The sequence below is a fragment of the Shewanella khirikhana genome, assembly GCF_003957745.1.
Classification (GTDB): Bacteria; Pseudomonadota; Gammaproteobacteria; order Enterobacterales; family Shewanellaceae; genus Shewanella; species Shewanella khirikhana.
In genome coordinates this window covers 2858005-2878233 of the sequence record NZ_CP020373.1, presented here as the reverse complement: position 1 = coordinate 2878233, position 20229 = coordinate 2858005, and the positions used below count along the sequence as shown (strand labels likewise).

Annotated in this window: 18 protein-coding genes and 1 riboswitch; of the genes, 12 read left to right on the top strand and 6 right to left on the bottom strand. The window is 54.6% G+C overall.

Annotated elements, in window-relative coordinates; translation table 11 throughout:
* Positions 1-60: 60 nt before the first annotated feature.
* The 5 genes from STH12_RS12555 (at position 61) to STH12_RS12535 (ending at position 4912) form a co-directional block, all read left to right on the top strand.
* On the top strand, positions 61-405 hold the full coding sequence (locus STH12_RS12555) for a DUF805 domain-containing protein (RefSeq protein ID WP_126167842.1): 345 nt from the start codon (positions 61-63) through the stop codon (positions 403-405).
* Between the two features lie 78 nt (positions 406-483).
* Positions 484-1080, top strand: coding sequence for a hypothetical protein (locus tag STH12_RS12550; protein WP_237158604.1), 597 nt, complete (start codon positions 484-486; stop codon positions 1078-1080).
* An 88-nt stretch (positions 1081-1168) separates the two neighbouring features.
* Positions 1169-1296: riboswitch (cobalamin riboswitch) on the top strand.
* 86 nt (positions 1297-1382) lie between these two features.
* The gene (locus STH12_RS12545; protein ID WP_126167840.1) at positions 1383-3362 is read left to right on the top strand and encodes a TonB-dependent receptor; all 1980 of its coding nucleotides are present in this window, start codon (positions 1383-1385) and stop codon (positions 3360-3362) included.
* Positions 3363-3442: 80 nt separating this feature from the next.
* Complete coding sequence (locus STH12_RS12540; RefSeq protein WP_237158603.1) at positions 3443-4039, top strand: GDSL-type esterase/lipase family protein; 597 nt, start codon at positions 3443-3445, stop codon at positions 4037-4039.
* A gap of 144 nt (positions 4040-4183) precedes the next feature.
* Positions 4184-4912, top strand: coding sequence for an HDOD domain-containing protein (locus tag STH12_RS12535; RefSeq protein WP_126167839.1), 729 nt, complete (start codon positions 4184-4186; stop codon positions 4910-4912).
* 65 nt (positions 4913-4977) lie between these two features.
* Here the strand turns inward: STH12_RS12535 and STH12_RS12530 are convergent, their stop codons facing one another.
* The gene (locus STH12_RS12530; protein WP_126167838.1) at positions 4978-5877 is read right to left on the bottom strand and encodes a LysR family transcriptional regulator; all 900 of its coding nucleotides are present in this window, start codon (positions 5875-5877) and stop codon (positions 4978-4980) included.
* A 164-nt stretch (positions 5878-6041) separates the two neighbouring features.
* Here STH12_RS12530 and metE point away from each other — a divergent pair, with 164 nt between their 5' ends.
* Both metE and STH12_RS12520 read left to right on the top strand, forming a co-directional pair.
* Positions 6042-8312, top strand: coding sequence for a 5-methyltetrahydropteroyltriglutamate--homocysteine S-methyltransferase (gene metE, locus STH12_RS12525; RefSeq protein ID WP_126167837.1), 2271 nt, complete (start codon positions 6042-6044; stop codon positions 8310-8312).
* An 88-nt stretch (positions 8313-8400) separates the two neighbouring features.
* Positions 8401-8610, top strand: coding sequence for a dodecin (locus tag STH12_RS12520; RefSeq protein ID WP_126167836.1), 210 nt, complete (start codon positions 8401-8403; stop codon positions 8608-8610).
* On the opposite strand, the gene queG is transcribed toward STH12_RS12520, so the two are convergent.
* Positions 8607-9767: a tRNA epoxyqueuosine(34) reductase QueG gene (gene queG / locus STH12_RS12515; RefSeq protein WP_126167835.1), complete on the bottom strand. Its 1161-nt coding sequence runs from the start codon at positions 9765-9767 to the stop codon at positions 8607-8609. The genes STH12_RS12520 and queG overlap by 4 nt on opposite strands.
* Between queG and STH12_RS21725 the strand changes: the two genes are divergently transcribed.
* Both STH12_RS21725 and STH12_RS12510 read left to right on the top strand, forming a co-directional pair.
* The gene (locus tag STH12_RS21725) at positions 9766-9897 is read left to right on the top strand and encodes a hypothetical protein (protein WP_257791719.1); all 132 of its coding nucleotides are present in this window, start codon (positions 9766-9768) and stop codon (positions 9895-9897) included. The genes queG and STH12_RS21725 overlap by 2 nt on opposite strands.
* Before the next feature lie 64 nt (positions 9898-9961).
* Complete coding sequence (locus STH12_RS12510) at positions 9962-10774, top strand: substrate-binding periplasmic protein (protein WP_164551207.1); 813 nt, start codon at positions 9962-9964, stop codon at positions 10772-10774.
* On the opposite strand, the gene STH12_RS12505 is transcribed toward STH12_RS12510, so the two are convergent.
* Positions 10771-12654, bottom strand: coding sequence for a diguanylate cyclase (locus STH12_RS12505; protein ID WP_126167833.1), 1884 nt, complete (start codon positions 12652-12654; stop codon positions 10771-10773). The genes STH12_RS12510 and STH12_RS12505 overlap by 4 nt on opposite strands.
* Positions 12655-12844: 190 nt before the next feature.
* On the opposite strand from STH12_RS12505, the gene STH12_RS12500 reads away from it, so the two are divergent.
* Both STH12_RS12500 and STH12_RS12495 read left to right on the top strand, forming a co-directional pair.
* Positions 12845-13369 carry a phosphatase PAP2 family protein gene (locus STH12_RS12500; RefSeq protein ID WP_126167832.1) on the top strand — a complete coding sequence of 175 codons (525 nt, stop codon included), beginning with the start codon at positions 12845-12847 and terminating at the stop codon, positions 13367-13369.
* Between the two features lie 9 nt (positions 13370-13378).
* On the top strand, positions 13379-13813 hold the full coding sequence (locus STH12_RS12495; RefSeq protein ID WP_126167831.1) for a DUF3069 domain-containing protein: 435 nt from the start codon (positions 13379-13381) through the stop codon (positions 13811-13813).
* A 61-nt stretch (positions 13814-13874) separates the two neighbouring features.
* Here the strand turns inward: STH12_RS12495 and STH12_RS12490 are convergent, their stop codons facing one another.
* The 3 genes from STH12_RS12490 to STH12_RS12480 all read right to left on the bottom strand — a co-directional run bounded on the left by STH12_RS12490 (position 13875) and on the right by STH12_RS12480 (position 17323).
* A complete protein-coding gene (locus STH12_RS12490; RefSeq protein WP_126167830.1) occupies positions 13875-15563 on the bottom strand; it encodes an NAD-dependent malic enzyme in 1689 nt (562 codons plus the stop codon).
* A gap of 236 nt (positions 15564-15799) precedes the next feature.
* Entirely contained in the window at positions 15800-16261 is a 462-nt protein-coding gene (locus STH12_RS12485) for a YehS family protein (RefSeq protein ID WP_126167829.1), read from the bottom strand.
* 93 nt (positions 16262-16354) lie between these two features.
* A complete protein-coding gene (locus tag STH12_RS12480) occupies positions 16355-17323 on the bottom strand; it encodes a serine hydrolase domain-containing protein (RefSeq protein ID WP_164551206.1) in 969 nt (322 codons plus the stop codon).
* Positions 17324-17641: 318 nt separating this feature from the next.
* Here STH12_RS12480 and STH12_RS12475 point away from each other — a divergent pair, with 318 nt between their 5' ends.
* A complete protein-coding gene (locus STH12_RS12475; RefSeq protein ID WP_126167827.1) occupies positions 17642-20218 on the top strand; it encodes a TonB-dependent receptor in 2577 nt (858 codons plus the stop codon).
* Positions 20219-20229 lie beyond the last annotated feature (11 nt).

Here is a 20229-nt window from a genome sequence, read left to right as displayed (position 1 = left end):
GATAAAGCCGTATTTTGTGCGGTAACTTGGGGCGAGATTGCCCGTTTTTAAGGAGAAACCATGGAATACTTTATTGGTGCACTGAAAAAGTACGCTGATTTCACAGGTCGCGCCCGTCGCAAAGAATACTGGATGTTCGTCCTGTTCTACTTGATTTTTTATGTTGTGACCATTGGCATTGATGTGGCTTTGGGCACGACATTTATCGCCGCAATTTTCTCGCTTGGTTTGTTGCTACCTTCGCTGGCCATCGGTGCCCGCCGTCTGCACGACACGGGTCGTAGCGGTTGGTGGCAGTTAATCGGGTTTATCCCATTGATTGGCGCTATCGTACTGATAGTTTTCTGGTGCCAGGACAGCCAGGACGAAAACGATTACGGTGCCAACCCTAAGGCGTTGGCCTGATACATCCGGGGGAGGCATTGCCTCCCCTTGTCTTTCAGCCGTTTCAGGATGAAACGGCATCGACTATCACGGAAGCTGATGATGACCCGATATTTGCTCCCTCTGTTCGCCCTGTTTGCGGCGGCGAATGTCCAGGCCCAAACCCAGGAGTTATCTCTGTTTGGTGCCCCTTTCTCATTTGAATTGCCGGACGGCTGGAAACAGGCGGCACAGGACAGCCGCGCCGACATGGTCAGTGCCGAGTTTGTGCCTGCGAGCGAAAACCTCAATCAATGGGGCGGGCTCATCTGTATTCAAAGCTTTAAGCTGGGCGGTGAAGCGCCGTCGCCGGAGGTGTTCCTCGATAGCCTGGCGAGCCAGTATCAACGCAGCTGTGAAGGTGAGTCGTCTTACCACAAGTTGGGCGAAACCCAGCTCGATGGCCATCAGGGCTTTCATGGCATTTTGGGGTGCAGCCGGATGCCCAATCAGCACCAGTCCATGGAAAATCAGCGGCCGTTTTTCAGCGAGCCGGAAGGTGAGGTGGGCTACTACACGGTTTTCCAGCGCCCTGGGCAATTGCTGCTGATGCACAAATCCATGCGAGGCCAGGTGTTTGGCGCGCAGAATATTCCGCTGACACCCGCTAACCATACTGAATTTATTGCCTCTATGTTGCCACTCAGGCTGAAGTGAAACGCCAGAAAGGCAATACAAAGGTATTAGACATTTATACGTATAGACGTCTATAATGCGCCGCCCGCCGAGTTCGGGCGGTTATTTTTTAAGTCAACCCTTTGGGTGCCCGCATTAGCGGGAGAATCGGGAAGTCGGTGCAAATCCGACACTGCCCCCGCAACGGTAATGGCGTTTTGCCTGAGTCCGGAGACCGGCCCAAAAGAGGTTTTGCTGTGGATTTCGGTGGGCAGATCCGCACATGTGGCTCCCTTTGGGCCGCCGACAACCTGCCCCGTTTCCCTTGAAGGAGAAAAAGGAAAATGGGAACCAAACCTTCTTTTATCGCACTGACTGTGGGCGCTTTGCTTGCTCCTGCTGCTTTTGCCGGGTCCTCTGCCGATGTGGCAACCCTTGATGCTGCCAACGCCAAAACCGTTGCCGACGAACACCTGGTGGTGATTGGTCGCCAGCTCGACACCCCGCTGAATATTGCCGCTAATGTGGCAGTGATTACCGCTGAAGAGATAGCCCTCAGTGGTGCCACCGACCTTGCTGGCGTGCTGCGCGGTCAAAGTGGCATTCAGGTGAGTGATAACGGGGTAGGCCCCGTGTTCGCCATGCGAGGCTTCGCTGCCGGCCAGGCCGCCAACAACACCTTGATTCTGGTCGATGGCCGTCGTCTGAATAACATCGATATCGCTGCGCCGAGTTTGTCGGCGGTTTCTGTCAGCCAGATTGAACGAATTGAGATCCTCTCCGGCAGCGCCGGTGTGCTCTACGGCGACCAGGCCGTTGGCGGGGTGATTAACATCATCACCAAGCGTCCGGAAGGTCAGAGCGGCGGCGCCAGCATTGGTGGCGGCAGTTTTAACAGCCTCAATGCCTCGGCCGATTTTGCCACCGAAATCGGTGCCGGCTGGCATGCCTTCTTTGGTGGCCATTTCGATAAGAGCGATAACTACCGCGATCACGCCAAGAGCGAGACCGGCAGCCTGCTGGGCCGCCTTGAGTACCGTGGTGATACCAATCAGTTTTTTGCTGAAACCTCGTATTTCGACAACGACAGACTGCTGGCAGGCTCGCTGAATGAAGCGCAGCTAAACGACAATCCGCGCCAGGCCAATGAATACAATGCCACTGATTATCAGCATGAAATCACCAAAGCGGTCCGCAGTGGTTATCAGCATCAGTTGAACGGGAACTGGGCCCTGGGCGCCGATGTGGATTACAGCGACACCCGGGTGAACTACATCAGCTGGGGTGGTCAGGGCACCACAGAGCGCTCACTGCTGGCATTCTCGCCCAAGGCCATCGGTAAATATCAGACCCGTGCCGGAGAGCTGAAGCTTATCACCGGCTTTGACCTGTCCCGCGGCGAGTCGGAATTTGAATCTGCTTACATGAGCCGGGGCAACACCCAAAAGCTGTGGGCGGGTTTTGTGCAGGCCAGCGTGCCGCTGACCGAGCATTTCAGCTATGTGGTGGGTGGCCGTTACGCCGAAGTGACCGATGACATTCGTGATGGCAATACCTTCCCCAATGGCGGCGAGCTTGACAACGATGCCCACGCGCTGGAGCTTGGCGTCAATTATCGCCCTTCCGATGCAAGCCGCTTTTATCTGCGTGCAGAAGACAACTTCCGCTTTGCCAAAGTCGATGAACAGGCCTACACCTCCCAGGGCAGCTTAAGACCCCAAACCGGCCGCAGCTATGAAGCGGGCTGGGATTATCTGGGCAACGCCCAGGCGCTGCGTCTGAGCCTGTATCGCCTGTCGCTGGAAGATGAAATCGTATTTGACCCCAGCGCCGAAACCCCAACCGGCGGTTTCTTCCAGGGCTCCAACGTCAACGCCGATGAGTCGCGCCGCTATGGCGCCATGCTGGATTGGGACTGGCAAATCAGCGATGTCGTTAAAGTGGGGCTGGACTACCAGTACACTGATGCCGAATTTACCAAAGGCCCCAACGACGGCAAGGCGCTGTCCTGGGTGGCCAGACACAGCGGCCGCGCCTTTGCAGGTGTGAACCTTGCAGAGCACTGGCAGCTGTATCTGGACGCCAGCTACACCGGCAGTCGTTTTGTTGAGGGTGACAATGCCAACGCGGGCAACCAGTTGGATGCATTCTGGCTTGCCAATGCGGCACTGAACTTCAACATCGACGCTATCAATGCCAGTCTGCGGGTGGATAACCTGTTCGATGAGCAATACGCCGCCTCTGGCTATTACAGCGAGTGGGGCAATGGCTACTATCCCGGTGAAGGCCGCAAGATCAGTCTGACACTGGGCGTGCGCTACTGATAAATGCCTGAAAACAAAAAGCCGGACTTGTGTCCGGCTTTTTTTTCGGCGATAACAGGTGGACTGAAAGGGAGACTGCTGTGCGACTGAGATATTGTTTGGCCATCATATTGATGCTGAGCGCCTGTGGCGGTCCGCGTTTGCCTTATTTGGGTGAGAATGCCCGGCTGCTGGCCTTTGGCGACAGTCTCACCGTAGGTGTTGGCGCCCCGGATGACGGCGATTATCCGGCGCACCTGGCCCGTCTGTGTGACTGTGAAGTCATCAATGGCGGGATCTCCGGTGAAACCACCGCCGAAGGGCTTGCCCGTTTTGCCGAGGTGCTGGAAGAATCCCATCCCGATATGGTGATCTTACTCGAAGGTGGTAATGATATTCTCAGAAACCTCGACAAGGTCGCCCTCAAAGCCAATTTGGCGGCTATGATTAGGGAAGCTCAGGGCAGGCAAATTCCGGTGCTGTTGGTGGCCGTACCCGACAGGCAATTGTTTTTATCGCCACCGGCCCTTTATGCCGAACTTGCCGATGAGTATTCGTTGCCGCTGCTGGAAAACACCCTGTCCAAGCTCCTGGCTGACAGCGCCATGAAATCGGACACTGTTCATTTAAATGACGCTGGTTACCGGGTTTTGGCCGACGATATTTACCGTTTGGCGAGCCAAAGTGGTGCCTTTTGATGACATGTGGCTAAAAAAGTGCAAACCCCGGGAAATCAACTTGACCGAGAACAGGATTTTATGGGTAAATTCCCCGATAATAATAACCAGGGCGGGTGTTGGTCAGGTCTTTTTTCGTTGCCCGGACAAGAATAGGTTAGTTTCATGACTGAGCTTGAGCATCAGGTTTTTTCTCAAATCAGGGCGATCATTGCCAATGAAGAACAGGTCATTGGTCGTCGCGGGATCCTTATCCCGCTGAAAAAGGCCATCATCGCAGACGGTGATGTGCGTAATGTGGTGGACATAGTGTCCAGCGATCCCGCGTTGGCGGCACATTTGTTGTGGCGCTCAACCACTGCCCATGCCGGTGGTGTGGCCAATAACAGCAAAAACCGCAGCCTCAAGGATGCGCTTATTCGCTTGGGTCAGGTCAACATTTACCGCTATGCCTTCAGTTTTTACCTCAAAGAGCGCCTCGATGAGCTGCCCCAGCCGTACAAAAAGTTGGTGCAGGGCTACTGGCGTCTGACCGAAAGCATTGCCGCCTCTGCCGTCGACAGCTTAAAGGATGTCGGCAGCCATATAGACCCGGATGAAGTGCAAACCCTGGCGCTGTTCAGCGTGTTCGGCCAAATCATTGCGCTGACTGCATTTGCCTATCTCAATGCTGAGTCGGAAGAGTCGTTCCCGCTCAGCATCATCAAGCAAATCATAGATACCCAACAGCAGACGCTGACGCTGGAAGCCTTTGATTCACTGGGGCTGGATGAGGAGCTTAAAGAAGAGTTTATGATTGCTCACAATCTGCGTCAGACCCGTAACCCCAACTCAGCCGGTCTGGTGCTGCGCCGGGTGTTGTCGATGCGTGGGTTGCTGCTGAATCCACTGTAAGAATGCTAAAAAAACGCCTGCAAATGCAGGCGTTTTTTTATGGGTTCTTTTCTATAAGTCGGCTGTTATCGCGGCTGACGGGCAATGCCTTCGGCGGCAACCAGTTCCAGATAACGTTGCAGCTGACTTGAGTTGGCACTGCCACGGCGGTAGGCGCCAAACAGGGGGCGTTTTAAGCCCTCAGCGCCGAGACGCACGCTGGTCAGGCTGAGTCCCTGGGCTTCGCTGATGGACCAGCTTGGCAGGGCGGCAATACCATCCTGGCAGGCGATGCGTTGCAGCAGTACCGAGGTGAGGTCGCAGGTTTTCTGCACCCCTGGGGTAACGCCAGCAGGCTCCAGAAACAGCCTGAACAAGTCCAGGCGCTCCAATGGTACCGGATAGCTGATAATCGGCAGTCCTTCCAGATCCCGTGGCAGCACCTGTGGTTTGCTGGCCAACGGATGTTCGTTGGCAACAGCCAGACGCACTTCAAAATCAAACAGATGCTGATAAGCCAGTTGGTGGCCGGGCACAGGATCGGACGTCAGCACTATGTCCAGCTCGCCGGATTCCAGCGCGTTGAGGGAGTCGAACAGGTGACGACTGGAGAGATCCAGATCTGAGTCAGGAAACTCTGCCCGGAAGGCTTCCATCACAGGCATCAACCAGCGAAAGCAGCTGTGGCACTCAATCCCAACCCGAATAAGGTTGGCATCACTCTCCAGCCCCTTTTTCAGTACAGATTCGGTTTCCATCACCCGCGGCAGAATTTCTTCGGCCAGATTCAGCAATCTGGCACCTTCCTGGGTAAAGGACAGGGGTTTACTTTTTCTCACAAACACAGGCGAGTTGATGCGGGTTTCCAGCTCTTTGATCTGATGAGACAAGGCAGACTGGGTGACAAAGCGTTTTTTGGCCGCGGCCGCGAGGCTGCCACTCTCTTTCAGTGCCATCAGGGTGCGAAGGTGTCTTAGCTCTATCATCTCTACTCCACATGAAGTTTGTTCATGTTGCCCGTGAATGCAATTCGTTTGCTTGCCAGAAGACTACCACAATAAACTTCTAGACGTCCAGACGCCTATTAAAATTTGTTTAACAGGGGTCCCTCTTTGAATTGTGTTCATATTAAACCAAGAAGGTATACAGTATGCAATTAAATAGTCTTGGCTTCCCACGGATAGGACGTCGCCGTGAGCTGAAGTTCGCCCTCGAGCAATACTGGCGTGGAGAGTTGTCCCAGAGTGAGCTGCTGGCACAGGCCAAGGCTCTGCGGCAAACCCACTGGCAGTGGCAGGCTGATGCTGGGGTAGAACGTTTGCCGGTGGGGGATTTTGCCTATTACGATCAGGTGCTGACCCTGGCGGCGACCTTAAATGCTATTCCTTTGCGACACCGTGATGGCGATAAGGTGGATCTGGATACCCTGTTCAGGGTTGCCCGTGGCCGTGCACCAAGTGGCAAAGCCGCTGCGGCGGCGGAAATGACCAAGTATTTCAATACCAATTACCACTACATAGTGCCCGAGCTTCACGCCGACCAAACCTTTTCCATCGCCTGGACTCAGGTATTTGATGAGGTTGAGGAGGTCAAAGCGCTGGGCTACGACCCCAAACCCTGCATTCTGGGCCCCGTGTCTTTCCTGTTTTTGTCGAAAGCCTATGGCAGTGAGTTTGATAAATTAAGCCTGTTGCCTCAGCTGCTGGCTACCTATGCTGAGCTGCTGGCGCGTTTTGCCGCTCAGGGCGTGACCTGGGTACAAATTGAAGAGCCTGTGCTGGCGCTGGATCTGGAGGAAAGCTGGCAGGCAGCCTTTGCCACGGCGTACCAGGCTTTTACCTGTGTGTCGGTTAAACTGCTGCTGACCAGCTACTACGGCTCAGTGGCCCATCATGCCGACACCATCGGTGCGCTGCCGGTGGCGGGGCTGCATCTGGATCTGGTGTCTGCGCCGGAGCAGCTTGAGGTCTTTTTGCCCAAGCTTGGACAGCAACAGGTGCTGAGTGTGGGGCTTATCAATGGCCGCAACGTGTGGGCCGCCGATCTTGATGTGATTGCCGAGCGTATTGCCCCGCTTGCCAGAGATCTTGGCGATCGCCTGTGGCTGGCAACTTCCTGCTCGCTGCTGCACACACCGGTTGATCTCGATGTGGAAACCACCCTTAAGCCCGAACTTAAGCGTCAGCTCGCCTTTGCCAGGCAAAAGCTGTTGGAGCTGAGAAGTCTCGATACCCTGCTGACCGTCCCCAATAGCGCTGAGGCTGCGGCGATTGTCGCCGAATGTGCGGTGCGCCGCGCCGAGCGCGCCCAGGCCGCCGATGCCGCGGTGGCCGCCAGGCTGGATGCACTCACCAGCGCCGATTTTGAGCGTCAAAGTGCGTTTGCTGCCCGTCAGCAACAGCAGCAACAGCGGCTTAAGCTGCCACTTTTGCCAACCACTACCATTGGTTCTTTCCCGCAGACCCCGGCCATTCGCGCCCTGAGAAGCCGTTTGCGCAAAGGTGAAATCAGCACCCTTGAGTACGATAGCCAACTCAAGCAGGTGTGCCGCGATACCATCGACCGTCAGCTGAAACTCGGTATCGATGTGCTGGTGCACGGCGAAGCTGAGCGCAACGACATGGTGGAATACTTTGGTGAGCAGCTCGACGGTGTTGGCTTTACCAAAAACGGCTGGGTGCAAAGCTACGGCAGCCGCTGCGTAAAACCGCCGTTGATTTACGGCGATGTATCGCGACCCAGGCCGATGACACTCGAGTGGGCCGAGTACGCCCAGAGCCTGACAGACAAGCCGGTGAAAGGCATGCTGACCGGACCTGTGACCATTCTGCATTGGTCGTTTGCCAGGGAAGATATCAGCCGCGAGACTATCTGTAAGCAGATTGCACTGGCGATCCGCGATGAAGTGGCGGATCTGGAGCGCTCGGGTATTGCCATCATTCAGATTGACGAGCCGGCCTTCCGCGAAGGGTTGCCACTGCGCCGCGCTGACTGGCAGGCGTATCTCGACTGGGCGGTGGACTCCTTCAAACTGAGTGCTGCCTGCGTGCGGGATAACACCCAAATCCACACTCACATGTGCTACAGCGAGTTTAACGACACCATAGCAGCCATTGCCGCCATGGATGCTGATGTGATCACCATCGAAACCAGCCGCTCGGCCATGGAACTGCTGCGCGCCTTCGAAGACTTTGAATATCCAGCCGAAATTGGCCCGGGTGTGTACGACATCCACTCGCCCAATACACCGGATGTTGAGGCCATGGTGGCGCTGATGGAAAGGGCAGCCAAGCGCATTCCGCTGCGGCAGCTTTGGGTTAACCCGGACTGCGGCCTTAAAACCCGTACCTGGGATGAGGTGGAGCCGGCGCTGCGTAATATGGTGGATGCCACCCGCGAGCTGCGTCGCCGCCTGGGCTGAGGCTTGCCGCTGAAATCAGCGACTATACTGAGGTAACAGTATCGGGGTAGCAGTTTAAGGCTGCTTCCCCGCCCCAAGGAGGCTTGCCATGAATCATGTCTACAAGATAGTTGAAGTCACAGGTTCCTCTACCCTCAGCAGCGACGATGCCATACGTAATGCAGTGGCTGCCGCGGCGCAGTCACTGCATCATTTACGTTGGTTCGAAGTGATAGAAACCCGCGGCCACCTTGAAGCGGGTGTGATAGCCCATTGGCAGGTAACGGTGAAAATCGGTTTTACCCTGGATACGCCTTAGGCGTCTCTGGGCATACCTTTTTCGATGGCGCGCACCAGTCGCGCCGTCTTGCGACTCTCTGTAGTGAGGCCACTTTGCTGACGGGCGATAGCCCAGTGAATGTGCTCAGCTACCATCTCATCGATATTTTCATCCATGAGCCGTGTGTTCAGGGCGCTCAGCACTTCTTCGCTTGCCGGCGCATTCCCAAGTGCCACCGCAATGTTTCTAAGCCACCTCTTATGGCCAATGCGGCGGATGGCGCTGCCCTCGGTCTCGCGCAAAAAAGTGGCTTCATCCCAGGCGAATAAGCTAAGCAGCGACGGCAGCTTGAGTGGCTGGCGGGTTTGAAAGTCGGCTTCAGCAGACAGCGGCGAGCCACTGTTGACCGGGCAGGCCAGCTGGCAGTCATCGCAGCCGTAAATGCGATTGCCCATCAAGGGGCGGAATTCTTCCGGAATGGCGCCCTGCAACTCAATGGTGAGGTAGGAGATGCAACGCCTGCCGTCCACCACATAGGGCGCGACTATGGCGTCCGTCGGGCAACTTTTGATGCAGGCGACGCAGGTATTGCAATCCTCGGCGATGGGAATGTCGATGGGCAGTGGCAGGTTAACCAGCAGCTCGCCCAAAAAGAACCAGCTGCCCGCCTGATGATTAAGAATAAGCGAGTGCTTACCGGTCCAGCCAACGCCTGCTTTTTCCGCCAACGGCCGCTCCAAAATGGGCGCCGAGTCGACAAAGGGGCGAAAGTTTGACGACGCAAAGCCTCGTTCTGCAAGCCAGGCATCGATTTGCTCGCCAAGCTTTTTCAGTCGATTGCGGATCAGTTTGTGATAATCACGGCCCCCGGCGTAACGGGATATGTAGCCAAGGTTGGGGTCGCGCAGGTTAGTGGCAAAACCGGCGTTTTCGGGCAGATAATCCATACGTGCGGCAATCACCCGAATGGTGCCGGGGTGCAGCTCCTGCGGGCGGGCACGCATCAGGCCATGGGTTTCCATGTAAGCCATCTCGCCATGGTAGCCCTTGGCGAGCCAGTCGAGGAATCTGGGTTCTTCGGCCGATAAGTCGGTATCCGTGATCCCAAGCTCAGCAAAGCCGAGTGTCTTGCCCCAGATTTTTATCTGGCTGGCAAGCTCTCGAAGATCGGCGGCACAAGGGAGGGATTCGGACATGAGATTAGGCTGGCTGGCTGAAAACCCCGACATCTTAGCAGCTTTTGCCACCATCGTCAGGCCAGTGCTGGAGTGGTGTGGCAATGACCGCTATGCTGTAACTATGATTTATCCGCACTTGGATGCTTAAGGCGTCAAACGCTTCAGCATCCGTGGGCGAGATATTTGACGCTTCGCTGCCGCAAGGACTCGCCATGCGCCGATTAGGCCTCACCTGCTTTGCTTTGATGTTGCCATTGCTGCTGACATCGGGTTGGGCTTTGGCCGATGAGGTATCGCCTGCACCGCCGCAACTGCGGCTACTCACCGAGCCGCTGCCGCCTTTAAGTTACATGGAGCAGTCGCGGATGACCGGTTTTTCGGTTGAGCTGGTTGAGCGGCTGAAGCCAAAGGTTGAGGTTAGCGCCGACATCGAGATGTTGCCTTGGGCGCGGGCCTTTAATATTGCCTCTCACACCCCCAATGTGATGTTGTTTTCCACTGCGCTGCGGGACAGCCGCCGCAGCCAGTTCGACTTTGTCGGCCCCATCGCCACCGCCAGAATCATGCTTTACAAGCTCACATCCGATGAAGCCCTGCCGACGGATATCACCGAGGCATCGAAACTGGGCAGCCTCGGGGTTTACCGTGGCTCACCCGCCGAGCGTATTTTAAAGCAGGCAGGGGTGCAGAATTTTGAAGTCTCAAGCTATCCCTTGCAGTCACTGCGCCAATTGCTGGCGGGCAGAGTGCGTTTCTGGTGCCAGGTTGATTTGACCGTGGGCCGGTTGCTGACGCAGGCCGGTACCAGTGAGCAGGCCTTAACCCCGCTTGCCGAGCTTGAGCGGATTGAGCTGTATCTTGCGTTTTCACGGGGCACGTCAAAGGAGATGGTGGAGCGCTGGCAGCAGGCGTTGATGGCTTATCAGGAAGAGGGCGGATTTGCCGAACTGTACGAGTATTGGTTCAGGTTGCCGCCTGAGTCTGACCGCAGCCATATTCTTTGGCGACTGACGCCAGAGGGTTAAGCGTCTTTCTCTACCCGATTGCGGCCGTTGTGCTTGGCGCGGTACAGCGCGTGATCGGCGCGGTTGAGCAGCGCCGAGAAGTTCTTGTCTTTTTCCGCATCAAAAGCGGCCACCCCGGCACTGATACTCATGCCCAGACCTTCGGCCACCTTGGACAGGTCAGTGCGCTCTATATTGCTGCGAAGACGCTCAGCAATTTCAACCGCTTGCTCAAGCGTGGTATTGGGCAGCAGCGCCAAAAACTCTTCGCCGCCAATCCGGCCGACCAAATCTCCCCGACGCATCTGGCTGCCAGAGCAGCTGGCCATGGCCATCAATACCTTGTCGCCAATATCGTGACCGAAGTGGTCGTTGATTTTCTTGAAGTGATCGGCATCGAACAGGATAACCGACAGGGGTTGCCCCTGTTTGGCACTGCGGAATAAAGCGTCGCCCTCATGATAGGTGTGGCGACGGTTTGCCAGTTGGGTCAAATGGTCGGTCAGCGCCAGCCGCTCCATCAGCCGCGAACGCTGGGCCTGCTTGAAGGCAAATACCGACACTATGCTGAGAATGATGATACCCATGACGATAATGGTCAGCTGCAGAAACTTGTTTTCCTGCAGTATGGTCATCTCTTTTTCTCTGAGCCTTTGATACTCAATCAGTTGCTTGTTTTGGTTCTCAATACGGTCAGTGTCAAAACGGGTGCGCATTTCGGTGGTGCGCTGGGACTGCAGCTGATTATCCAGCTCGGCATGAATGGCGTTTTGAATTTCCAGCGCATAAAAGGCATTAGCCCAGTCTTCCAGCGCGACATAGGCTTGGCTCTTGGTGAGATACAGCTCGGCAAGCCCGCGTTTATTCTGAATTTGCTGAAAGCTTTCTTCGCCGATTTCAAGCAGCGGCAGCGCCTCGTTGGCCTTGCCTTCCGCCAGCAGAATTTGCGCCATAAACAGATGCTCGTAAGCATAAAAACCAACGTGCTCGGGCTTAATTAGCGGGAATGCCAGTTCGAGGTTGGCTTTGGCTTCTTTGAGTCTGGCGAGCTTTATCAGGCTGCCGCTCATGTTCACCCGGGTAGTGGCGACACTGATGTCGTCGTTCCGCTCCTGCCAGGCTTGCAGCACCTCCTGATACATCTTCAGTGCCTGCTCCTGATCGTTCATGGTCTCGTAGGCCATGGCGATTTCGGCCTTAACGCCGATAACCCCGAATTCATCCCCCAAGTCCCGATACATCTCTTCCAGCTCTTCGTAGTAACGAATCGCGGTAGCCGGATCGCCAAAACGACGATAGCTGGTGGCAAGTTCCATCAGGTTGAAACGGGCCCAATACTGCAGGTTGAGGTTTTCGTAGAGGTGCTGCGCCGTGATGAGATCTTCCAGCGCGTCGGCAAAGTTGCCCTGATAAGAAAGGAGAGCGCCGCGCACACCGCGGGTGTCGGCGATAAGCCGTGGCTCTTCAGCCTGATATGCCAGCGCCACCGACTTGTTGAAGTCATGCATCGCCTCGTTGACCAGACCTTTTTGCTGCAGCATCCAGCCACGGCACAAAATAAGATCAGCACTGGTTGCTGTATCTGATTGCACCGACGGCAGCGCCAGTTGTTCGTTCGCAAAATCAATCGCTTTGTCAGGCTCGCCTTCCTTACTCAGGTCAAATGTCCAGCATTGGAGCCGCTTGAGTTTCAGATTGCGCAGCAGATCATCGGGGGAGATATTGGCTGCGATTTGATTGACTTTGCTTTGGATGACTTCGAAATCGACCAAGTCGCCGCTCTCGATCTCTTTGATAAGATTATCGATTTCTTCCAGCGATAAATCTCCCGCCAAAGCAGGAGATGTAGGGCCAAGCAGAGCTGCGGCCAAAAGCACAGAAGTGAGCAACACTCGGATCATGAAGATTTGGCGTCGTTTGTTATTATCTTTATTTAGGATAAATCATAACCGTATGTTGTGGCGTTTCCCAACAAATTATTGATAGGTTCAGCAAATTTACCTGTTTCATTCTGCTGGATTTTTGCACCGTTTTGCATTTATCCGGCGGAATGTGTATAAGTCGGCCTCGGTTTTTTAACGAGTGAAGCAAATGAAACACTGGATACTGCTGAGCCTGTGTTTGTTGTCCTTTGTCACTCAGGCCAAGGACAGCCTGGAAACATCCGGTGATGCACTGCATTACCTGCTACCCGCAACCGCGCTGGGCGCCACTTTGTTTTATGAAGAAGGCAACGAAGGCTCGTGGCAACTTATCAAAGCTGCCGTGGCAGGTCGGGTCATTACCGAGGGGCTTAAATACACGGTGGAAAAAGAGCGCCCTGATGGTTCAGGGGATGATGCCTTTCCATCGGGTCATACCGCAGATACCTTTATGGCAGCTACCTTTATTCACCAGCGATATGGCTGGGAATATGGGGTACCGGCCTACGCGTTGGCAAGCTATGTGGGCTATACCCGGATTGAGAGTGACCGGCACGAGATTGAAGATGTGCTGGCCGGTGCTGCCATTGGGGTGCTGGTGGGTTGGTACTTTACCGAACCCTATGAAGGGGTAAACATAGTGCCTGTGGTGGCAGACAATCATGTTGGCCTTTACATCAGTGGCCGTTTTTAAGGACGTAATATGTTTGAGTTAACCGATACTTACCGCGCCGAAGCCCAGGCTGTGGCCGACAGTGTGGCCGGACGGGTGGTCGCTCTTGAGCGTCTGCCTGAGCCTTTAATCGCGGCTTACCGAAATCTGTGCAATGAGCTGCTGGCTGATGAAAGCAGCCGCTTCACAAACGCCTGGGATGCCTTACCCTCAAGCGCCAAAGCCTTGTTTGAGCGCAGCCGCTTTCACGGCTTTTACATTGCCAATGCCTGGATCCAATTGAGTATTCTGGCCCAGGACATTGTTGAGCGTCAGGACACTGACGAAGCCATTGCCGAGCAGGAATACAGTGGCCTGTATGCTCGCCTTGCCGACGAGTCACTCAAGGAGAGCGTGAAAAAACTGAAAAAGGCCAGAACCGATCGCAGTATGTTAAACAGCATGCGCGAGGTGATGGGGCTGTAAGTTTGCTCTGGAATAAAAAACGCCCGGCTAAGACCGGGCGTTTTTTTATGGTGGGCAGCAATCAGAACGAGGTGCGCTTGTAGCGACGGTATTCCGGATACCAGAAGTTCGCCTCAATCGACTGCTCCAGCAGTTCGTCTGTGGTATCCAGCGCATGGCCCTGGGCAATCGCTACCTTGGCAACGGCAAAGGCGATGTGCTTGCTTACCTTGTGGATTTCTTCCAGCGGCGGCAGCAGTGCGCCCGTGCCATTGATGGCAAGCGGCGAGCACTCGGCCAGCGCACGGCTTGAAGCCATCAGCATCTCATCGGATACCCGCTTGGCGCCGCAGGCCAGCACGCCAAGGCCAATGCCGGGGAAGATGTAGCTGTTGTTGCACTGTGCAATATCGTAAGTGACATCGTCCACTACCACAGGCTCGAACGGGCTGCCGGTGGCCACCAGTGCCTGACCGTTGGTCCAGTGCAGAATATCCTTCGGTGTGGCTTCAACCCGGCTGGTGGGGTTGGACAGCGGGAACACGATAGGGCGCTCACAGTGGCTGTGCATGGCGCGGATGATTTCTTCGGTAAAGAGCCCCGGAGCACCGGATACCCCAATCAGCACCGTCGGCTTGGCGTTGTTGACCACATTGAGCAGCGACATATTGTCGCTGAAGTCTTGCCATTGGTTCACTGTATCGACTTTCTGCGCCAGCTTTTGCTGGAATGGCAGCAGGTTTGGCATGTTGTCCAGCAACAGTCCCCAGCGGTCGACCATAAACACCTGGCTGCGGGCCTGCTCGTCGCTGATCCCTTCGGACACCATTTGCGCCACTATGGCTTCGGCAATACCACAGCCTGCGCTACCGGCACCGAGGAAGGCAATGCGTTGGGCGCTGAGCTGAGTGTTGGCGGCTTTACAGGCGGCGAGCAGGGAGCCGACGGTCACGGCCGCAGTGCCCTGAATGTCATCGTTGAAGCAGCAGTACTTGTCTTTGTACCTGTCCAGCAGCGGCATGGCATTTTTCTGGGCAAAGTCTTCAAACTGGATCAGCACATCCGGCCAGCGGCGATGCACGGCTTCCATAAAGGCTTCGATAAATTCTGCGTACTCGTCACCGCCAATGCGCGGATGGCGCCAGCCCATGTACATGGGGTCTTCCAGCAGGTGTGGATTGTCGGTACCCACATCCAGGGTGATCGGCAGGGTATAGGCCGGACTGATGCCGCCACAGCTGGTATAGAGTGACAGTTTTCCGATGGGGATCCCCATGCCGCCAATGCCCTGATCGCCCAGACCCAAAATACGCTCGCCGTCGGTCACAACGATAATTTTTACCTTGTGACGGGTGGAGTTGTTGAGGATGTCGTCAATCCTGTCCTTGTTGGGATAGGAGATAAACAGACCCCGATTGCGGCGGTAATTCTTGGAGAAGCGCTCACAGGCCAGACCCACAGTTGGGGTGTAGATGATGGGCATCATCTCGGCGATGTGGTTTTGCACCAGACGATAGAACAGGGTTTCGTTGGTGTCCTGGATATTGCGCAGATAAATGTGCTTATCCAGATCGTTACTGAAACTCTTGAACTGATCGTAAGCGCGGGACGCCTGCTCTTCGATGGTTTCGATGGCGTAAGGTAACAGGCCTTCGAGGTTGAAAAATATGCGCTCTTCTTCGGTAAAGGCACTGCCTTTGTTAATGAGCGGGGCCTCAAGAATGGCGGGACCGGCGAACGGTAAATATAGCGGGCGTTTGTTATCGTCCATGGGCTACCTTTTGATTGCTTTTTTGGGTATGAGCGGTTGGCTGTCAATAACAGTAAAGATTATCACGAAATGTGATCTTTGTAGCTTTGGCGGGAAAGTAAATTGCGGATTTTTTCACAAATAAGCGTTTTAAACACATGTGCTTATGTGTCGAAAACGTTAAAAAATACGCGTGTATGGCGACACGCGTATTTTAAAGGCTGTTTAATCGGCCCGAAACGGCCTAGCGGATGGCGTTAACGGCCGCGATGATGCCTGGACAATCCTTTGAGGAAATTGCGCAGCAGCTGATTGCCGCAGGGACGATAGTGCTTGTGGTCTGGGTTGCGGAAAATGGCGCCAAGTTCCGACTTGGATAAATCAAACCCAGCCTTGGTCAGCAGCGCGAGAATGTCATCCTCTTTGAGCTCCAGTGCAATGCGGATTTTTTTGAAAATCAGATTGTTGTCGAGCGGCGTGGGCTTGGGAATGTCACTGCCGGGCTTCAGACCACGGCGGCTTATGATCAGCCCATCGAGGAACTGACACAGTTCTTTATCGGTGCAGGGACGAAAACCCGGCTCATCGTCTTTTTTCAGCATGGCCAGCAGCGCATCTTCGGTGATGGGCTGATGCACCAGGGCAAACAATTGCACCATCCCGGCATCGTTAATATCCAAGGCGAAGCGCAGACGGCGCAAAATATCGTTGTTGGTCATAGTTGTCCAGATTGAGGAGCTGATTTGGCGGCAAATGCCGAATGCAGCAATTATACCCAAGGCAGGCCCTGGGTGCGACTGTCCACTCGGCTTTCAGAGGCTATTGGCATACTCGCGAACCAGTTGTCTGAGTTTGTCCATTCTGGCAAAGGCGCGCTCCATATCGGCAAGATCCCGCGAGACATTGTCCAGCATCACCAGTTGCAGGCCGCTTTTGGGGTAATAAAGCATCAGGCTCATATAACCGGGCACATAGCCGCTATGGCTGTACTCCAGAGGGGCATCGACGATTTGAAGCCCGAGTCCATAGCTCATGGGGCCCCATCTATGCTCGCGTCTGGTCCATGGGGTGGTCATCGAATCAAGCGCCTGGGGTGAGAGCAATTTGCCGCCAAACAGCCGGTCCTGAAAATCTGCCATGCCGTCCACTGAGGCAATCAGGAACCCGGAAGCAAGTTCAGGCTCGGCAATCGTGAGTTCAGTGGCGGTAAGCCTGGGGCCATTTTCTGTTAGCTGCTCCTCAAAGCCTGACTTGAGTCTGGGCTGACGGGCTGTTATCTGACCGAGTTCACCGGTTTGTGCCTGGATATCCCATCGCTGGCGGCTGAAAAAGTCATTCAGCGCCGCTTGGAGCCCTGGCTTGTTATCTTGCTGAATGTTTGAACGGACAGTGGACTCAGTGCTGGAAGGGGCGGGGAATAGCAATCTCGCCAGCAGCTGATAATTGGCATTGCTGTAGACAAATGCGGCTTTATCTCCCTGTTTCTTGTCATGTAAACCACTGCCATTTCGATTAATTCCCGAGGTGTGGCTGAGCAGCATCAAGGGTGTCAGCGGCGCAGGTCGTCGCAATATCGCCGGCAGGGCATTCTGATCCAGCGGCTGATGTAACTGCGCTTCATGCTGCGCCAGATAGAAAGCGGCAAACACGGTTTTTGACATGGAACCAATCACATAAAGATTGCCTTTGGGGGCTTCGGTCTCATCTGATGTTGCCCGTGAGCTTTGGTACAGCGGGCGACCGTGCCGGCGCAGCAGCACCTCGCCCTGAAAGTCTGTCACCAGCTCTTCATCGATTGCCTTTGTCAGAGTTAGTGTCTTCTGAGCAAGTTTTTGCCCCTCCGTGGTGTCATCTGCTTTCGCTGCCAGGCCTGTGAGAGACCACAGTGCGAAAGTACACAAGAGCCATGGGAGCGACCACTCCATCCTTTTTACGACAGACATAAGTTTCCTTCAGAAAAATGTGCGCAATTGTTTCCGTATTGTTGACATTGTTAATGGTTTGATTAGCTTGGAAGCGTACATCAGTAATTACTCATCGATGGAAGTGTGCGGTCGCCGATGGGAAAAAACAACAATCCACACAATTGGGGAATGACTATGAAAGCTCAAAAATGGATCCCGAGCGCTTGCGCTCTGGCGGTGGCTCTGGCGTTGCCATCCATCGCATCAGCGGAAGATGGTGCAAAGGTTGAACGTATTGAAGTGACAGGCTCGCGCATTAAGCGTACAGATATTGAAGGGCCTTCACCAATCCAATCCATCGGCAAAGACGACATTGCCAATATGGGGTTTGATAACCTGCAGCAATTGCTTGAAAAGATCCCCGCCAACGGAGCCGGTGCCTTCTCAACCCGTGGCAACAGTCAGGACTCTACCGCCAATGGTGCAGCTTCTATCAGCCTTCGCGGAATGGGACCCGATGCAACCCTGGTGCTTATCAACGGTCGCCGCGTGGCCATCAGCTCCTTTGCTGAAGGCGTCAGCAACTCCTTCGTAGATATCAACAACATTCCCGTATCGGCCATTGAGCGCATTGATATTCTCAAAGATGGTGCCTCAGCTATTTATGGCTCTGATGCCATTGCCGGTGTAGTCAACATTGTGCTGAAAAAAGACATCGAAGGCATCGAAGTTAATCTGGGCTACGGCACAGCAACCGGCCCAAGCTACGATGAGCAAACTGCCAGTCTGGTGTGGGGAACCAAGGGCGAGAAGGGTAACGCATCCATCATCCTCGATTACTTCAAAAATGGCACCCTGAGCGCCGATGAAATGGGCCGCTTTGGTACGGCGAATCAGGAGCCCTATGGCGGTGAAGATTTCCGTTCATCCCGCGGTTATCCTGGCTATTTTTATGTGGATGGCGTGAAAACCATCGACCCCGACTGCCCACCTGAAAACGCAACGTCCGGCGGCAGCTGTCTGTTTGACTATGGTCCATATAACCTGACAATTCCCGGTGCTGAGCGCGTTGGCGCCATAGGTCAGTTCGAATACTTTCTCAATGATGATTTGACTGCCTTCCTCGAATTTGCGGTGCAGCATAACACCTCTGAAGCCGGTGGTGCTGCTACGCCACTGGATGAGTCTGCAGGCCTTACCGTTCCCGGCTCGCATCCAAACAACCCTTGGGGTAAAGACATTGAAATTGGCCGTTATCGTCCGGTGGATGCCGGAGCGCGCCGCTGGGATATTGAATCTGACAGCATGCGTTTGGTGGCGGGTCTACGCGGCACGATCAAAGAGTGGGACTGGGAGGTGACTGCTCAGAAAGGTCGCAGTGAGTCAACCCAAACCGGTGATCGTACTCAGGGCTGGGTGCGGGTGGATTATCTGCAGCGTGAAATCGATGCCGGTCGCTACAACCCCTTTGGTGCGGCGGTTAACTCACCGGAAGTAATCGATTCCATTACCACCAGTCTGGTGCGTCAGGGCGTATCACACATGACAGCCTATGATGCCAGCGTGACAGGTCAGGCATTCACTCTGGGTGACCGTGATGTGATGATGGCTGCGGGTGTGGAATACCGTGAAGAAGATGTCAGTGACGTGCCTGATGAGCAGTTCCAGCGTGGTCTGATTTTTGGTACCGAGTCAGTTTCAGCTTCGGCCAACAGGGATCAGTGGGCCGCTTATGTGGAGTTCTCTATTCCTTTGGCGGATAACTTTGAATTGCAACTTGCCGGCCGTTACGACCACTACAGTGACTTTGGTTCCACCACCAATCCCAAAGTGGCCTTCCAGTGGGGGATTACTGACGAGCTGACTGCCCGGGGTTCCTGGGCTACCGGCTTCCGCGCCCCATCTCTGGCGCAGATTGGCTTGGGCCCTTCAGAAGAAAGTAGCTTCTTTATCGATAACTACCGCTGCACAGCGGATGGTGTGGATTGTACTGCTCTCGATTACAACACCGAGTTTGCCGGTAACCCAGAGCTGGATGCCGAAGAGTCTGAAACCTGGAACGTGGGGATGATCTGGGCACCGTCTCAAGCATTTGACGTCGGTTTTGATATCTTCAGCATTACTCAGGATAACAAGATTGATAAGCAGCCTCTGGGTGAAATCTACAATGCCAACTGTAATGACCAAAGCAGCACCATCTGTGAACGTCTGACACCACAGCCTGGTCAGTCACTGGGCCCCATCGATGTGATCCACTCAAGCTTTATCAACCTGAGCTCGCAGGAAGTACAGGGGATGGATCTGTCGAGCCATTACACCATGGCGATGGATAGCTATGGCGACCTGAAGTTTGGCTTGGAGATGAGCTATCTGCACAACTTCGAAAAGGATGGTCGCGACTGGACCGGTGAATACCGCTATCCGCAGTATCGTTGGCTGGCCACCACTAACTGGACCATGGACAACTTTGCCGCCAACCTGAACCTTACCTATATCGGTGAGTTTGAAGATACGCCTGATATCGATTTTGATGGTGAGCTGGACTTCGACAAGAACCAGTCCCGTACCGTCGATTCGCAGATCCTGGTTGATATGTCAGCATCTTACCGCTTCAGTGAAACCTTCAAGTGGACTGTGGGTGTAAACAACGTGCTGGATGAAGAGCCGCCATTCGCCATCGGCGATGGTGACTCCGACCTCTATGGTTATGTGATGTCAATTCACAACCCATTGGGCCGTTACGTGTACACCAAGGTAACCATGAACTTCTGATAACCGCATCA

Excerpts from the sequence above, each read along its gene's own strand:
- STH12_RS12550 (WP_237158604.1), top strand. The coding sequence starts at position 484 with ATGATGACCCGATATTTGCTCCCTCTGTTCGCCCTGTTTGCGGCGGCG.
- queG (WP_126167835.1), bottom strand. The coding sequence starts at position 9,767 with ATGTCCGAATCCCTCCCTTGTGCCGCCGATCTTCGAGAGCTTGCCAGC.
- STH12_RS12555 (WP_126167842.1), top strand. The coding sequence starts at position 61 with ATGGAATACTTTATTGGTGCACTGAAAAAGTACGCTGATTTCACAGGT.
- STH12_RS12530 (WP_126167838.1), bottom strand. The coding sequence starts at position 5,877 with ATGATAGAGCTAAGACACCTTCGCACCCTGATGGCACTGAAAGAGAGT.
- STH12_RS12490 (WP_126167830.1), bottom strand. The coding sequence starts at position 15,563 with ATGGACGATAACAAACGCCCGCTATATTTACCGTTCGCCGGTCCCGCC.
- STH12_RS12510 (WP_164551207.1), top strand. The coding sequence starts at position 9,962 with ATGCGCCGATTAGGCCTCACCTGCTTTGCTTTGATGTTGCCATTGCTG.
- STH12_RS12505 (WP_126167833.1), bottom strand. The coding sequence starts at position 12,654 with ATGATCCGAGTGTTGCTCACTTCTGTGCTTTTGGCCGCAGCTCTGCTT.
- STH12_RS12535 (WP_126167839.1), top strand. The coding sequence starts at position 4,184 with ATGACTGAGCTTGAGCATCAGGTTTTTTCTCAAATCAGGGCGATCATT.
- STH12_RS12495 (WP_126167831.1), top strand. The coding sequence starts at position 13,379 with ATGTTTGAGTTAACCGATACTTACCGCGCCGAAGCCCAGGCTGTGGCC.
- STH12_RS21725 (WP_257791719.1), top strand. The coding sequence starts at position 9,766 with ATGAGATTAGGCTGGCTGGCTGAAAACCCCGACATCTTAGCAGCTTTT.
- STH12_RS12545 (WP_126167840.1), top strand. The coding sequence starts at position 1,383 with ATGGGAACCAAACCTTCTTTTATCGCACTGACTGTGGGCGCTTTGCTT.
- STH12_RS12520 (WP_126167836.1), top strand. The coding sequence starts at position 8,401 with ATGAATCATGTCTACAAGATAGTTGAAGTCACAGGTTCCTCTACCCTC.
- metE (WP_126167837.1), top strand. The coding sequence starts at position 6,042 with ATGCAATTAAATAGTCTTGGCTTCCCACGGATAGGACGTCGCCGTGAG.
- STH12_RS12475 (WP_126167827.1), top strand. The coding sequence starts at position 17,642 with ATGAAAGCTCAAAAATGGATCCCGAGCGCTTGCGCTCTGGCGGTGGCT.
- STH12_RS12485 (WP_126167829.1), bottom strand. The coding sequence starts at position 16,261 with ATGACCAACAACGATATTTTGCGCCGTCTGCGCTTCGCCTTGGATATT.
- STH12_RS12500 (WP_126167832.1), top strand. The coding sequence starts at position 12,845 with ATGAAACACTGGATACTGCTGAGCCTGTGTTTGTTGTCCTTTGTCACT.